Raw genomic sequence first — 15,156 nt, forward strand, 5'->3', positions numbered from 1 at the left:
CATGCGGGGGCGCAGGCCGAACGCGCCGCGCGCCAGCAGGCCGCCGAAGACGCCGTGGCCGTCGATCCTTTTGTGCAAGCACTGTTGGCCGATTTTGGAGGCCAGGTCGTACCCGGCTCCATCCGCCACGTTGATCCCCCGGCCGCTGCCTGAGGCGGCGGCAATCTCTCATTCCCCTCGTTCAAGGAACATCCATCATGATGAAAGGACAACTGGCCGGCCTGATGCGCCAGGCGCAGCAGATGCAGGAAAACATGAAGAAGGCGCAAGACGCGCTGGCTGAGATCCTGGTCGAAGGCGCCTCTGGCGGCGGCCTGGTCAAGGTCACCATGACCTGCCGCCACGACGTCAAGCGCGTCGTGATCGATCCGTCGCTGCTGGGCGACGACAAGGACATGTTGGAAGATCTGGTCGCCGCCGCGTTCAACGACGCGCTGCGCAAGGCTGAAACCACGTCCCAGGAAAAGATGGCGGGCGTTACCGCCGGCATGCCGCTGCCCCCGGGCATGAAGCTGCCGTTCTGATCGGCGCGATCCTAGGCCGCAATGGATCCCTTACTGCCTGAACCCGAACCGCTGGTGTCGCTGATCGAGGCGCTGCGGCGCCTGCCCGGCGTAGGCATCCGATCGGCCAGACGCATGGCGTACCACCTGCTGCAGCATGACCCGCAAGGCGCGGACATGCTGGGGCAGGCATTGGCCGGCGCCGTCCGGGATCTCAAGCACTGCGCCCGGTGCAACAGCTTTTCGGAAGAAGAGGTCTGCGGCACCTGCGCCAATCCCAAGCGCGACCGCTCGCTGCTGTGCATCGTGGAAACGCCGGCCGACCAGAACATGATCGAGTCCAGCCACGGCTACCGTGGCCTGTACTACGTGCTGATGGGCCGCGTGGCGCCGCTGGAAGGCATTGGCCCCCGCGAGCTGGACTTCGACCGCGTGATCAAGCGGGCGACGGACGGCGAGGTGCAGGAAGTCATCCTGGCCACCAACTTCACCGCCGAAGGCGAGACCACCGCCCACTTCCTGGGCGAAGCACTGGGCGAACGCGGCCTGCGCGTGACGCGTCTGGCGCGCGGCGTGCCGGCAGGCAGTGAACTGGAATACGTGGATGCCGGCACAATCGCCTGGGCCTTGATGGAGCGCAAGACTACCTGAGGCTCGCGGCACCACAACAGCCAGCCGGCAACGTATCGGCGCGGCAAAAAAATCGTGAGGAAGACAAACCATGTCAGCGCTGACCGGACTCAAGGTCCTGGAACTCGGCACGCTTATCGCCGGGCCGTTCGCCGCGCGCATCTTCGGCGAATTCGGCGCCGATGTCATCAAGGTGGAGACGCCGCACGGGCCAGACGGCACGGGTGGCGGAGATCCCATCCGCAGCTGGCGCCATCTGCATGAGGGCAATTCGCTCTGGTGGACGGTGCAGGCACGCAACAAGCAATCCATCGCCCTGAACCTGAAAGACCCGCGCGCCCAGGAGATCGCCCGCAAGCTGGCGCTGGACGCCGATGTCGTGGTCGAAAACTACCGCCCGGGCGTGCTCGAGAAATGGGGCCTGGGGTTCGAGCAACTGCGCGCCATCAATCCCGCGCTGATCATGGTGCGGCTGTCGGGCTACGGCCAGACCGGCCCCATGAAAGACCAGCCGGGCTTTGGCGCCATCGGTGAATCCATGGGCGGGCTGCGCTATGTGTCGGGCCACCCCGACCGGCCACCGTTGCGGGTCGGCATTTCCATCGGCGATTCCATCGCCGCGCTGCACGGCGTGATCGGCGCAATGATGGCGCTGCGCCACCGCGACGCCACGGGCGGCCGCTGGAACGGCAAGTCGGGCGATGCCTGCCAGGCCGGGCAGGGGCAGATGGTGGATGTGGCCTTGTACGAGGCCGTGTTCAACATGATGGAAAGCCTTGTTCCCGAATACGACGTGGCTGGGGTGGTGCGCGAACGCACGGGCGGCGCGCTGCCCGGCATCGTGCCGTCCAACACGTACACCACGCGTGACGGCCAGAACATCGTCATCGCCGGCAACGGCGACGCGATCTTCCATCGGCTGATGCGGGCCATCGGCCGGGACGATCTGGCCGAAGACCCCGATCTGGTGCGTAACGATGGCCGCGCGCGCCGGGTCGACGAGATCGACGGCGCCATTCAGCAATGGTGCGGCGCCCGCGGCATCGACGAGGCGCTGGGCGTGCTGAAGGGCGCGGATGTGCCCGTCGGCAAGATCTACAGCGTGGCCGACATGTTCAGCGATCCCCAGTTCCTGGCGCGCCAAATGATCGAGCAGCATCACTTCGCCGACGGCACGCCGGTCAAGCTGCCCGCTGTGGTTCCCAAGCTGTCGGAGACCCCCGGCCAGACGCGCTGGGTCGGCCCGGCATTAGGGGAACATACCGAGGAAGTCCTGAAATCGCTGGGGTATGATTCAGCGGCTATTGACGAGCTGGCGAAGACCGGCGCTATCGGTAAACCCGACAATTAGGAGACAACCACATGTCAGTTACCCGCCGTGACTTGCTCAAGATGGCCGGCGCCGCCGGCGTCATGGGCATGGCGCCCGCGATCGTGCGCGCACAGAAGCTTGAGAAGACCAAGGTCCAGATCGCCGTGGGCGGCAAGCCCCTGATCTACTATCTGCCCTTGTCCATCGCGGAAGCCCGCGGTTACTTCAAGGACGAAGGCCTGGATGTCAGCATCGCCGACTTCGCAGGCGGCTCCAAGGCGTTGCAGGCCGTCGTGGGGGGTAGCGCCGACGTCGTCTCGGGCGCGTTCGAGCACACGTTGTCCATGCAATCCAAGGGCCAGGCGTACCGCGCCTTCGTGCTGCAAGGCCGCGCGCCGATGATCGGCGTGGGCGTGTCCAAGAAGAACCTGCCCAACTACAAGGGCCCGGCCGACCTCAAGGGCAAGAAGATCGGCGTGACCGCGCCGGGCTCGTCCACCAACATGGTGGTCAGCTTCTTCCTGGCCAAGCACGGCTTGAAGGCATCCGACGTGTCCATCATCGGCGTGGGCGCCGGCGCAGGCGCCGTGACGGCCTTGCGCAGTGGCCAGATCGACGCCATCTCCAATACCGACCCCGTGGTGTCGATGCTGCAGATGCCGGGCGATATCCAGATCATCGTCGACACGCGCACCCTCAAGGACACCCAGGACATTTTCGGCGGCAACATGCCGGCCGGCTGCCTGTACGCGCCGCAGGCGTTCATCGACGCCAACCCGAACACGACGCAGGCCCTGACCAATGCGCTGGTTCGCGCCGACAAGTGGATTCAGAAGGCCGGTCCCGACGAGATCGCCAAGATCGTGCCGGAAACCTACCTGCTGGGCGATCCTGCGGTCTACAAGGCCGCCATCGCAAAGAGCCTGGAAGGCCTGTCGCCCAACGGCATGATCCCCGAAGACGGCGCGGCCACCGCGCTGAAGGCGCTGGCCGCCTATCAGGCGGATTTCGACGGCGGGAAGATCGACGCCTCCAAGGTCTGGACCAACGATTTCGCGCGCCGCGCCAACGAGAAGTACGCCAATGGCTGAAGCCGCACTATCGCTGGAAAATATCAGTTGCACCTTTGTTTCGCGTGACGACCGGTCACAGCGCTACACCGCCGTCAGCGACACGACCCTGGCCATCGCGCCCGGGGAGTTCGTGTCGGTGGTGGGGCCGACCGGGTGCGGGAAATCCACCTTGCTCAACGTTGGCGCCGGCTTGCTGGCGCCATCGTCGGGCCAGGTGAAGGTCTTCGGCCAACCCCTGTCGGGCATCAACGCGCGCGCGGGCTACATGTTCCAGGGCGAAGCCCTCTTGCCCTGGCGCAGCGCGCTGGACAACGTGGTCGCCGGGTTGGACTTCGCCGGCGTGCCGCGTCCGGAAGCGCTGGAGCGCGGCCGGGAGTGGATGCGCCGCGTGGGGCTGGGCGGCTTTGAGAGCCGCTATCCGCACCAGATGTCGGGCGGCATGCGCAAGCGCGCGATGCTGGCCCAGACGCTGATCCGCGATCCCGACATCATCCTGATGGATGAGCCCTTCTCGGCCTTGGACATCCAGACGCGCCAGCTCATGGAAAACGAGGTGCTGGAACTGTGGATGGCCAAGCGCAAGGCCGTGCTGTTCATCACGCATGACCTGGACGAAGCCATCGCGATGAGCGACCGCGTGATCGTGCTGTCGGCCGGGCCGGGCACGCACCCGATCGGTGAATTCACCATCGATCTGCCGCGCCCGCGCGACGTCGCCGAGGTGCGCGCCCATCCGCGTTTCGTCGAGCTGCATACGGCCATCTGGGCCGTGCTGCGCGAAGAAGTTCTCAAGGGCTATGCCCAACAGAAGCGAGCCTGAGGTATGTCGAAGTCATTCAAATCCGGTTCCGCCAGCCTGCGCTTTTGGCAACTGCTGCTGCTGGTCGTCATCCTGGGCGTCTGGCATTTCGCATCGCGAGATTCCAAGGTCGCGTTCTTCTTTGGCGAGCCGCTGAAGGTCTGGGGCCGCATCTGGGCCTGGTTCATTACCAACGCGGACATCTACACGCACCTGTGGGTGACCCTGACCGAAACCGTGCTGGCGTTTTTCATCGGCACCATCGCCGGCCTGGGCTTCGGCTTGTGGCTGGGGCTGTCGCCGCGCGCAAGTGCCATCCTCGACCCCTACATCAAGGCCGCCAACTCGATGCCGCGCGTCATCCTGGCGCCGATCTTCGGCATGTGGTTCGGGTTGGGTATCTGGTCCAAGGTGGCGCTGGCCGTCACGCTGGTGTTCTTCATCGTGTTCTTCAACGTCTACCAGGGCGTGCGCGAAGTCAGTCCGACTTTGCTGGACAACGCGCGCATGCTGGGCGCACGCAAACGCCAATTGCTGCGCCATGTCTATCTGCCGTCGGCCACCAGCTGGGTGTTTTCCAGCCTGCATACGTCCGTGGGCCTGGCCTTCGTCGGTGCCGTGGTCGGGGAATACCTGGGGTCGGCAAGCGGCGTGGGCTACCTGATCCTGCAGGCGGAAGGTACGTTCGACGTGAACACGGTGTTCGCGGGCATCGTCGTATTGACGGCATTCGCGCTGGTGCTCGACTACATCGTCGGCGTCGGTGAAAAGCGCCTGATGAAGTGGCAGCCCAAATCGGGCGAGACCGAAAAGCTGTAACCCGGCCGGGCGGCCAACGGCGGCTGGCCAGCCGTTGCCGCCTGCCTTATTTGTCGGGAAGCACGGGCAGATGCAGCGACCAGCAATCCGCCTGGCGCACCAGGCGCCAGCCTGCCGCGTCCGCCAGCAGTTCGACTTCCTGCGGGTCGAAAGTCGCAGGTTGCGCATCGGAAAAAACCGGCGCGCCGGAAAATCGGGCATGCCACGCATCCGCCTGGGAAAAATCCAGCGCAAGATCCGAGTCGGCGGGAAGGGCCTGCAGCAAGCAAAGCAGCCAGGCCAGCACCAAATAGCGCGAGGCGAACGTCGGCAACTGGACGGCAGCGACCGTTTCGGACCAGGTGACGCTGCGGCGGGACAGCAGCAAATGCGAAAACATCAGTTTGCGGCACTCGCCCAGCAACGCGTCGGCCGGCGCCATCGCGCCGTGGTCCGCAAACCATTGGTCCAGGTCGCGCACGACGGCGACGCTGTCTTCAAGCATGCCCGTCAAGTCGCCTGCCAGTCGCTGGCAGCGCTGCTGCAAGGCGTCGGGGCTGGCGCCTTCAGGCGTCTGGCGCAGCATCGCGGCCGCCAGCGTCGCGTTGGACAGCGGGCCGACCACCTCGTGACGCAGCACGGGGAAGACCTGCGCCAGCACTTTCAGCCGTACGCCGTGGGCAGCCAGCGCTTGCAGGGGGGCAGGCATGGGAAGGGTCACGTTTAGTGCGCCTGGCGCAAGATGGCCAGCAGCGCGTCGGGGTCGGCGGGCTTTTCGATCCAGCCGTTGAACACGCCTTCCGGGGCGTCGCGCCGTTCCTGGCGCGCCAACCCGCTCAACGCATAAATACGGGCCGGCTTGCCGCGCGCGCGCAACCTGGTGGCGAGTTCGTAGCCGTCCATGTCGGGCAGCAGGATGTCCACCAGCACGGCCTCGGGAGCGAAACTGTCGGCCAGTTCCAGGGCGGCTTCGCCGGTGGCGGCACAGCGCGTTTCCAGTCCGGAAAGCGCCAGGAACTCGGCCAGCAGCTCCGAGCCCATTTCGTTATCGTCAACCAGCAGGACGCGAATCGCGCGCACGTCGTTCAAAAGGGTACCTCCAGATATCAAGGGCGGGCGTATCGTGCTGGCCGCGCGGCAGCGTCACCGAGCAAAGCGCCAGGCCGTCGCGGCAATCCACCGGAAATCTCGCCGTCGTGTCGGGCCACGACCAGGCGGGCGGGGGACAGACCCGTTTCCGGCCGTTGCGATGGCACGAACGCAAGCGCGGCGGGTGAAACGGATGGGGGCGCATTCGTGCTGGCTCTATACCGGGGACGCGCGATGTGCTGTCATTATGTCAAATATATTGTGCGAATGTGTGCATTTGCAGCCCTGTCACCGATATGGAGTTTTCATGGCCCGTCTTCCCTACGCCGATCTGACTCATCCCGACGCCCGGCCCCTGGTCGATCGCATCGTCGCAGAGCGCGGCAGCGTCCTGCACCTGTACCGGATGCTGTTGCATAGCCCCGCGGTCGCGGGCGGCTGGTTGAACTACCTGACGTCGATCCGTCAGCTAAGCACGCTGCCGGGCGACCTTCGCGAGCTGGTCATCATGCGGGTGGCGGCGATCAACGGCGCCCCTTACGAGGCCGACCAACACGCGCCGATCGCGCTGAAAGAAGGGGTTTCCCAGGCACAGCTGGACGCATTGGACGCCTGGGAAAGTTCGGCGCTGTTCAGCGAGCGGGAAAAGGCGGTGCTGGCCTACACCGACGCGATGACCCGCCAGGTGCAGGTGCCCGAACCCGTGTTCCAGGCCGCGCGGGCGGCGATGGGGTCGGATAAGCTCATCGTCGAACTGACCGCGACGGTGGCGGCGTACAACATGGTGTCGCGCTTCCTGGAAGCGCTGCAAGTGCATTCGCACGACCACCGCTAGGCCGTCGCGAAGCGGGCGCGCGCGGGCAAGGCGCGCGCCTGCCGGCATAGGTGCCAGCTTAGCGCCGCTGCGCCTCGATCAGCGCGTCCAGCTTGACCGCGTCCGCCACGAAAAGGCGGATGCCCTCGGACAGCTTTTCGGTCGCCATGGCGTCGTCGTTGAGCAGCGTGCGGAAGCTGATCTCGTCCGAGCCGATACGCGCGATGGGTTCGCCCGTGTCGTCGGCGCGCAATTGCGCGGGGGCGTCGCCTTCGGCGCCGGCCAGCTGGTTCAGCAGGTCGGGGCTGATGGTCAGCAGATCGCAGCCGGATAGCGCCAGGATCTGTCCCGCATTGCGGAAGCTTGCGCCCATGATCTCGGTGGCGATGCCATGCTGCTTGTAATAGCGGTAAATGCGGCTGACCGACAGCACGCCGGGGTCGCGGGCGCCGGCGTTGTCGGCTTCTACCCAGGAGGCGCCGGCGTTCTTCTTGTGCCAGTCGTAGATGCGGCCGACGAAAGGAGAAATCAGTTGCACGTTCGCATCGGCGCAGGCCACGGCCTGGGGCAGCGAAAACAGCAAAGTCAGGTTGCAGCGCACGCCTTCGGATTGCAGGGCGCGGGCGGCCTGGATGCCTTCCCACGTCGAGGCGATCTTGATCAGCACGCGCTCGCGCGGCACGCCGGCGGCCTCGTACAGGGCGATCAGGCCGCGGGCGCGTTCGATGGTGGCGCGGGTGTCGAACGACAGGCGCGCGTCCACTTCGGTCGAAACGCGGCCCGGCACGATGTTCAGGATGGCGCGGCCAAAAGCGACCAACAGGCGGTCGACGAGGTCGGGCGTCGAGGCGCCGCCATGGTCGCGCGCCGTTTTTTCCAGCAGCGGACGGTAGGCGTCCTGCTGAACGGCTTTAAGAATAAGGGACGGATTAGTGGTAGCGTCCGTGGGACGCAACGCCTTCATCGCTTCGAAATCCCCGGTGTCGGCGACAACGGTGGTGTGATTGCGCAGGGCGTCAAGTTGGCTGGACATGGACAAATACGGCTCACGACGGCAAGGGTTGAAGGTGTCCCTAGCGTATCACTGCCGCTGGCGCCTTGCTGTCCGCCAAACGGCGCGTGGCCCGAGAACGCGGCGTGGTGGCTCGAAAAGGGCGGGAATCACCGATATCGGCCTTATTTGGCGCGGTTCTCCGAGAAAAGCGCCGGGTCAAGGTATAATCCGAAGGTTTGATTATCGATTCTAAAACCGGGGTTTACTGTGCTGCCGCAACTTTTTCCCGAGGGGATCAACCGCTTCCCTCCTGCAATTCTGGCTCTGGCGGACGGTACCATTTTTCGAGGCGTGTCGATCGGTGCGCCTGGCCATACCGTTGCCGAAGTGGTGTTCAACACCGCGATGACCGGGTACCAGGAAATTCTCACCGATCCCAGCTATAGCGGTCAGATCGTCACGCTGACCTATCCGCACATTGGCAACACCGGCGTCAATGCCGAAGACGTCGAAGCCAATCGCGTCTATGCCGCCGGATTGGTGGTCCGCGACTGTCCCGCTCGCGTGTCGAACTTCCGTTCCACGCAATCCTTGCCCGACTATCTGGCCGCGCAAGGCATCGTCGCCATTTCCGGCATCGACACCCGCAAGCTCACGCGCATCCTGCGTGAAAAAGGCGCCCAGGGCGCCTGCATCTTCGTTGGCACCGACACCGAGCGCGCCGTTGAACTGGCCCGCGGCTTTGCCGGCATGGCCGGCCAGGATCTGGCCAAGGTCGTCTCGGTCAAGACCAGCAGCGAGTGGACCGATGGCACCTGGCAACTGGGCCAAGGCTTCTCCAAGCCCGACCAGTCCAAGTTCCACGTCGTCGCGTATGACTTCGGCATCAAGAGCAACATCCTGCGCCTGCTGGCCGACCGCGGCTGCCGTCTGACGCTGGTGCCGGCGCAAACCAGCGCCGAAGACGTCCTGAAGCTGAATCCCGACGGTGTGTTCCTGTCCAACGGTCCCGGCGACCCCGAGCCTTGCGACTACGCCATCGCCGCCACGCGCACGTTCCTGGACAAGAAGCTGCCGGTGTTCGGCATCTGCCTGGGCCATCAGATCATGGGCCTGGCCGTCGGCGGCAAGACGCTCAAGATGAAGACCGGCCACCACGGCGCGAACCATCCCGTGCAGGATCTCCAGTCCAAGCGCGTGTTCATCACGAGCCAGAACCACGGCTTCGCGGTCGACGCGGCCAGCCTGCCGGCCAATGCGCGCGTGACGCACGTGTCGCTGTTCGACGGCACGTTGCAGGGCTTCGAGCTCACCGACCGCCCGGCCTTCTGCTTCCAGGGTCACCCCGAAGCCAGCCCGGGTCCGCACGACATCCTTGAACTGTTCGACAAGTTCATCGCCCTGATGTCCGGCCAAAAGTAAAGATTGCATCATGCCCAAGCGTACAGACCTAAAAAGCATACTCATCATCGGCGCCGGCCCCATCATCATCGGGCAGGCCTGCGAATTCGACTATTCCGGCGCGCAGGCGTGCAAGGCGCTCAAGGCCGAGGGTTACCGCACCATCCTGGTGAACAGCAACCCGGCCACGATCATGACGGACCCGGAAACGGCCGACGTCACCTACATCGAGCCCATCACCTGGCAAGCCGTTGAAAAGATCATCGAGCGTGAAAAGCCCGATGCGCTGCTGCCGACCATGGGCGGCCAGACCGCGCTGAACTGCGCGCTGGACCTGGCCCACCACGGCGTGCTGGCAAAGCACAACGTGGAACTGATCGGCGCCAACGAGCACGCCATCGAAAAGGCTGAAGACCGCCAGAAGTTCAAGCAGGCCATGACCGACATCGGGCTGGAATCGGCCAAGTCGGGCGTTGCCCACAGCATGGACGAAGCCTGGGAAGTGCAGCGCCGCATCGCGGCTGAAGTCGGCACCTCGGGCTTCCCGGCCGTCATTCGCCCCAGCTTCACGATGGGTGGTTCGGGCGGCGGCATTGCGTACAACGCCGAAGAATTCGAAACCATCTGCCGCCGTGGCCTGGAAGCGTCGCCGACCAGCGAACTGCTGATCGAAGAGTCGCTGCTGGGCTGGAAGGAATTCGAGATGGAAGTGGTCCGCGACAAGGCGGACAACTGCATCATCGTCTGCTCGATCGAAAACCTGGACCCGATGGGCGTGCACACCGGCGACTCGATCACCGTGGCGCCGGCCCAGACGCTGACCGACAAGGAATACCAGATCATGCGTAACGCATCGATCGCGGTATTGCGCGAGATCGGCGTGGATACGGGCGGTTCGAACGTGCAGTTCGCGGTCAACCCGCGCGACGGCCGCATGATCGTCATCGAAATGAACCCGCGCGTGTCGCGTTCGTCGGCGCTGGCCTCCAAGGCCACCGGCTTCCCCATCGCCAAGGTCGCCGCGCGCCTGGCCGTGGGCTATACGCTGGACGAGCTCAAGAACGAAATCACGGGCGGCGCCACGCCGGCCTCGTTCGAGCCGTCGATCGACTACGTCGTCACCAAGGTGCCGCGTTTCGCGTTCGAGAAATTCCCCACCGCCGACGCGCGCCTGACCACCCAGATGAAGTCCGTCGGTGAAGTCATGGCCATCGGCCGCACCTTCCAGGAATCGTTCCAGAAGGCGCTGCGTGGCCTGGAAGTCGGCGTCGACGGCCTGAACCAGAAAACCACCGACCGCGAAAAGCTGCAAGTCGAACTGGGCGAGCCCGGTCCGGAACGCATCTGGTACGTGGGCGATGCCTTCGCGCAAGGTTTCACGCTGGACGAAGTGCACAACATCACGCACATCGACCCCTGGTTCCTGTCGCAGATCAAGGAAATCGTCGACATCGAACTGGCGCTGGAACAAAAAACGCTGGCCGACCTGGACTACGCCACCCTGTGGGAACTCAAGCGCCGCGGTTTCTCCGATCGCCGCCTGGCTTTCCTGCTGGACTCGGCTGAATCCGAAGTTCGCAAGCTGCGTCACCAGTTGAACGTGCGTCCAGTCTACAAGCGCGTGGACACCTGCGCCGCCGAATTCGCCACCCGCACCGCCTACATGTACTCCACGTACGAGGAAGAGTGCGAAGCCGCGCCCACCGATCGCAAGAAGATCGTGGTGCTGGGCGGTGGCCCGAACCGTATCGGCCAGGGCATCGAATTCGACTACTGCTGCGTGCATGCCGCGCTGGCGTTGCGCGAAGACGGGTACGAGACCATCATGGTCAACTGCAACCCGGAAACCGTGTCCACCGACTACGACACGTCGGACCGCCTGTACTTCGAACCGCTGACCTTGGAAGACGTGCTGGAAATCGTCCACAAGGAAAACCCGGTCGGCATGATCGTCCAGTACGGCGGCCAGACGCCGTTGAAGCTGGCGCGCGCCCTGGAAGCCAACGGCGTGCCCATCATCGGCACCAGCCCGGAATCCATCGACGTCGCCGAAGACCGCGAACGTTTCCAGAAGCTGTTGAACAAGCTTGGCCTGCGCCAGCCGCCCAACCGCACCGCGCGTACCGAAGGCGAGGCCCTGGCCCACGCCACCGAAATCGGCTACCCGCTGGTCGTCCGCCCCAGCTACGTGCTGGGCGGCCGCGCCATGGAAATCGTGCACGAGCAGCAAGACCTTGAACGCTACATGCGCGAGGCCGTGAAGGTCAGCAATGACTCGCCCGTGCTGCTGGACCGCTTCCTGAACAACGCCACCGAAGTCGATGTGGACTGCCTGGCCGATGGCGAAACCGTCTTCATCGGCGGCGTCATGGAACACATCGAGCAGGCCGGCGTGCACTCGGGCGACTCGGCGTGCAGCCTGCCCCCGTACTCGCTGTCGGCGGAAGTCATCGCCGAGATCAAGCGCCAGACCACGATGATGGCCAAGGCCTTGAACGTCAGCGGCCTGATGAACGTGCAGTTCGCCATCCAGGGCGGTGACGTCTACGTGCTGGAAGTGAATCCGCGCGCATCGCGCACGGTGCCCTACGTGTCCAAGGCCACCGGCCTGCAACTGGCCAAGATCGCCGCGCGCGCCATGGCCGGCCAGACGCTGGCGGCGCAAGGCATCACGAAGGAAGTCGTGCCGCCTTACTTCTCGGTCAAGGAAGCCGTGTTCCCGTTCGTGAAGTTCCCGGGCGTGGACACCATCCTGGGCCCCGAAATGAAGTCGACGGGCGAAGTGATGGGCGTGGGCATGAGCTTCGGCGAAGCCTTCGTGAAGTCGCAACTGGCCGCTGGCGTGCGTCTGCCGGAATCCGGCACGGTGTTCATCAGCGTGAAGAACCAGGACAAGCCCCGCGCCGTCGAAGTGGCGCGCGGCCTGCATGCCTTGGGCTTCAAGCTGGTCGCCACGCGCGGCACGGCTGCCGAGATCGAAGCCGCCGGCATTCCGGTGCAAGTGGTCAACAAGGTCACCGAAGGCCGTCCGCATATCGTCGACATGGTGAAGAACGGCGAAATCGCGCTGGTCATCAACACGGTCGAAGAGCGTCGCAACGCCATCGTCGATTCGCGCACCATCCGTACGCAGTCGCTGGCGGCCCGCGTCACGTTCTTCACCACCATCGCCGGCGCCCGCGCCGCGGTCGAGGGCATGCAGTACCTGCGCCAAGGCCTTGGCCTGCAGGTGTATCCGTTGCAGGATCTGCACGCGTCGTTGTTGAAGGACTGAAGCACTGAAAGAGGGCGCGCGGCGCAAGCCAGCCGCGTGCGCTTGATGTAGGATGCCGGGGCGGCCCTTGTAAAAGGGTCGCCCCTTTTTCATCCCTGCTTTTTCATCTCTGCTTACGGCGATCCATGAATCGAGTCTTCATTACGGGCGCCAGCAGCGGCCTGGGCCGCGCCCTGGCGCAGCAGTACGCAGCATCCGGCGCCACGCTTGGCCTTTTGGGCCGGCGCGAAGACGCATTGCGCGAGCTGGCCGACAGCCTGCCCGGCGAACACCGCTGCTACGCGGTCGATGTGCGCGACCGCGCGGCGCTGCATGCGGCCGCATCCGATTTCATCGCGTTCTGCCAGGGCAGGGTAGACGTGGTCATCGCCAGCGCCGGCATCAGCGCGGGCACGTTGACCGAGCACGGCGAAGACTACGACGTGTTCAAAGCCATTGTCGACACCAATCTGCTGGCCACTGTCGCCACCTTCGAACCGTTCGTGGGCGCCATGCGCGCGGCGGGTTCCGGACGGCTGGTGGGTATCGCCAGCGTGGCCGGCGTACGCGGCCTGCCGGGGGCGGGCGCCTATAGCGCGTCCAAATCCGCCGTGGTGACTTATTGCGAAAGCTTGCGGCTGGAACTGGCGGCGGATGGCATTCGGGTCGTGACGATCGCGCCCGGCTACATCAAGACCGCGATGACGGCAAAGAATCCGTACTCGATGCCCTTCCTGATGGAGGTGGATGCCTTTGCTCGGCGCGCGCTGGCCGCGATCGGGCGCGGCACGTCGTATACGGTAATTCCGTGGCAGATGGGCGTGGTGGCCAAGCTGATGCGGCTGCTGCCCAACGCCGTGTATGACAAGCTGGCGCGCGATGCGCCGCGCAAACCGCGCAAAGCGGAGTAGGTTCCGCTTCGCGCATCCCGTGGCTGCCGTCTACGGCACCACGTCGTCGCCGACTTCGTCGGCCACATGGCCCACGTCGCCCCAATCCAGTACTTCCCACTTGCGCCCCTGCACGCCGACGCGGTTGATGCTGACGTTGAGCAGCGCCGCGTCGCGCGGCGCATTCAGCGGCACGCCCGACGCATGGCGCCAGATAATGTCCAGCACACCGCCGTGCGTGAACAGCAGGATGCGTTCGCCTTCGTGGCGGCCGGCGATGTCGTCCACCGTCGAGATCACGCGCGACTGGAACTGGCCCAGCGTTTCGCCGCCATCCAGCGGGCGCAGCGGGTCGCGGCTTTTCCAGGCGGCAGCGGCCTCGGGGGCCTGCGTGTCGATGTGCTCGTGGTCCAGACCTTCCAGCACGCCGAAGCCGCGCTCTCGAATGCCGGGTTCCACGCGCACACGCAGGCCCAGTTGTTCGGATACGGGCACGGCGGTGGCGTGGGCGCGTTGCAGGTCGCTGCTGTAGATGGCGTGAATGGGCGTGTGGCGGGCTTCTTCGCGCAGGCGCGCCGCCAGCAAACCGGCCTGGTTGACGCCGAATTCATTCAGGGGGATGTCTTTCCAGCCTTGCAGGCGGCGCTGGCGGTTCCAGTCGGTTTCGCCATGGCGGATGAACCAGATTTCAGTCATTGAGGTCGTGATGTGGGGAGTAAGGCTTAGAGCTGGGCCGGCGCGATGGCCGCGCGCGGCTTCCAGATGGTTTGAATGATCGAGCTTAACGCGACCAGCGCGGGCTCGCTAGCACGCTCATACGGCAGGATAAAGCCTAGCATGGCGTCCACGCGGGCCTGGCCCCAAACGATGAAATCGTTGGACGCCGCGCCCGCCAGCGCGGTTTCCTCGCGCAGCAGCGCGCAGCCTGCGCCCGCACGCACCAGCGCATCCTGATTGGCCTGGTCATCGTGTTGCATGACGATGCGCGGCGACAGGCCGTGGCGCTCGAACATGTCGCGAAGCAGCAGGTGGGTATGGCAGCCGGAGGGGCCGTCCAGCCAGGGCAGTTGCGCCACCTCCCGCCAGCCGCCGCGCTTGAGTACCGCGGCATGCTCTTTCGGCAGGGCGATGCGGTAGCGCACGCTGCGCAGCGGCAGCCACAGCACGCCGCGCGGGGGATTGGCGGCAATGGTCAGCGCGGCCGGCAGGCGGCCGGTGCTGACCTGTTCGGCCAGCGTGGCGGCGGGCAGCGTCTGGGTCTTCAGCTCCACCAGCGGCAGCCGCTGATTGACGGCCGAGGCCAATTCGCCCAGACGCAGGAAATCCGGCTTTTCGCTGGGCACACCCAGTTCAACCGCGCCGTGCAGGCTGCCTTGCAGCTGCTGGGCTTCAGACCGAAGCTGCGCGCCCAGCACCAGCAGCGATTCCGCCGTGGGCAACAGCACTTCGCCTGCCTTGGCCAGCGCCAGCCGCCCGCCGCTGCGGTCGAACAGCGCCACGCCCAGGGTCTGTTCCAGCGCCTTGATCTGCGCGGTGACGGCAGGCTGGGTCAGCGATAGCGCTTCGGCCGCCTTCGTCAGGTTGCCCAGCCGGGCGACCG

At 65.3% G+C, this 15,156-nt stretch carries 15 protein-coding genes; 10 read left to right on the top strand and 5 right to left on the bottom strand.

The window, feature by feature from the left end; translation table 11 throughout:
- The first annotated feature begins 197 nt into the window (after positions 1–197).
- From ACE039_RS29315 to ACE039_RS29340, 6 genes are all read left to right on the top strand, one after another.
- Entirely contained in the window at positions 198–524 is a 327-nt protein-coding gene (locus ACE039_RS29315; RefSeq protein ID WP_006221090.1) for a YbaB/EbfC family nucleoid-associated protein, read from the top strand.
- A gap of 21 nt (positions 525–545) precedes the next feature.
- A complete protein-coding gene (gene recR, locus ACE039_RS29320) occupies positions 546–1,154 on the top strand; it encodes a recombination mediator RecR (RefSeq protein ID WP_105559869.1) in 609 nt (202 codons plus the stop codon).
- 70 nt (positions 1,155–1,224) lie between these two features.
- Positions 1,225–2,484, top strand: a complete 1,260-nt coding sequence (locus ACE039_RS29325; RefSeq protein WP_105559870.1) for a CaiB/BaiF CoA transferase family protein — start codon at positions 1,225–1,227, stop codon at positions 2,482–2,484.
- A gap of 11 nt (positions 2,485–2,495) precedes the next feature.
- Positions 2,496–3,536, top strand: coding sequence for an ABC transporter substrate-binding protein (locus ACE039_RS29330; protein ID WP_105559871.1), 1,041 nt, complete (start codon positions 2,496–2,498; stop codon positions 3,534–3,536).
- Positions 3,529–4,338: an ABC transporter ATP-binding protein gene (locus tag ACE039_RS29335; protein ID WP_105559872.1), complete on the top strand. Its 810-nt coding sequence runs from the start codon at positions 3,529–3,531 to the stop codon at positions 4,336–4,338. Before ACE039_RS29330 ends, ACE039_RS29335 begins: the two co-directional genes overlap by 8 nt.
- Positions 4,339–4,341: 3 nt before the next feature.
- Positions 4,342–5,136, top strand: a complete 795-nt coding sequence (locus ACE039_RS29340; RefSeq protein WP_105559873.1) for an ABC transporter permease — start codon at positions 4,342–4,344, stop codon at positions 5,134–5,136.
- A 46-nt stretch (positions 5,137–5,182) separates the two neighbouring features.
- Here the strand turns inward: ACE039_RS29340 and ACE039_RS29345 are convergent, their stop codons facing one another.
- On the bottom strand, positions 5,183–5,824 hold the full coding sequence (locus ACE039_RS29345; RefSeq protein WP_485824102.1) for a hypothetical protein: 642 nt from the start codon (positions 5,822–5,824) through the stop codon (positions 5,183–5,185).
- 14 nt (positions 5,825–5,838) lie between these two features.
- Complete coding sequence (locus ACE039_RS29350; RefSeq protein ID WP_233214322.1) at positions 5,839–6,195, bottom strand: response regulator; 357 nt, start codon at positions 6,193–6,195, stop codon at positions 5,839–5,841.
- Positions 6,196–6,511: 316 nt separating this feature from the next.
- On the opposite strand from ACE039_RS29350, the gene ACE039_RS29355 reads away from it, so the two are divergent.
- On the top strand, positions 6,512–7,039 hold the full coding sequence (locus tag ACE039_RS29355) for a carboxymuconolactone decarboxylase family protein (protein WP_485824103.1): 528 nt from the start codon (positions 6,512–6,514) through the stop codon (positions 7,037–7,039).
- Between the two features lie 58 nt (positions 7,040–7,097).
- On the opposite strand, the gene tal is transcribed toward ACE039_RS29355, so the two are convergent.
- Complete coding sequence (gene tal, locus ACE039_RS29360; RefSeq protein ID WP_485811228.1) at positions 7,098–8,051, bottom strand: transaldolase; 954 nt, start codon at positions 8,049–8,051, stop codon at positions 7,098–7,100.
- 228 nt (positions 8,052–8,279) lie between these two features.
- Here tal and carA point away from each other — a divergent pair, with 228 nt between their 5' ends.
- The 3 genes from carA (at position 8,280) to ACE039_RS29375 (ending at position 13,577) form a co-directional block, all read left to right on the top strand.
- Complete coding sequence (gene carA, locus ACE039_RS29365; RefSeq protein WP_310030804.1) at positions 8,280–9,434, top strand: glutamine-hydrolyzing carbamoyl-phosphate synthase small subunit; 1,155 nt, start codon at positions 8,280–8,282, stop codon at positions 9,432–9,434.
- A gap of 10 nt (positions 9,435–9,444) precedes the next feature.
- Positions 9,445–12,687: a carbamoyl-phosphate synthase large subunit gene (gene carB, locus ACE039_RS29370; RefSeq protein WP_105559878.1), complete on the top strand. Its 3,243-nt coding sequence runs from the start codon at positions 9,445–9,447 to the stop codon at positions 12,685–12,687.
- 125 nt (positions 12,688–12,812) lie between these two features.
- Positions 12,813–13,577, top strand: a complete 765-nt coding sequence (locus ACE039_RS29375; RefSeq protein ID WP_485824104.1) for an SDR family oxidoreductase — start codon at positions 12,813–12,815, stop codon at positions 13,575–13,577.
- A 30-nt stretch (positions 13,578–13,607) separates the two neighbouring features.
- Here ACE039_RS29375 and ACE039_RS29380 read toward each other — a convergent pair whose 3' ends face one another.
- Positions 13,608–14,252 carry a histidine phosphatase family protein gene (locus tag ACE039_RS29380; RefSeq protein ID WP_448708024.1) on the bottom strand — a complete coding sequence of 215 codons (645 nt, stop codon included), beginning with the start codon at positions 14,250–14,252 and terminating at the stop codon, positions 13,608–13,610.
- 26 nt (positions 14,253–14,278) lie between these two features.
- A partial coding sequence (locus tag ACE039_RS29385) for a LysR family transcriptional regulator (protein ID WP_485824105.1) occupies positions 14,279–15,156 on the bottom strand: 878 nt, incomplete at its 5' end.

Source organism: Achromobacter maghribensis, from assembly GCF_057334215.1.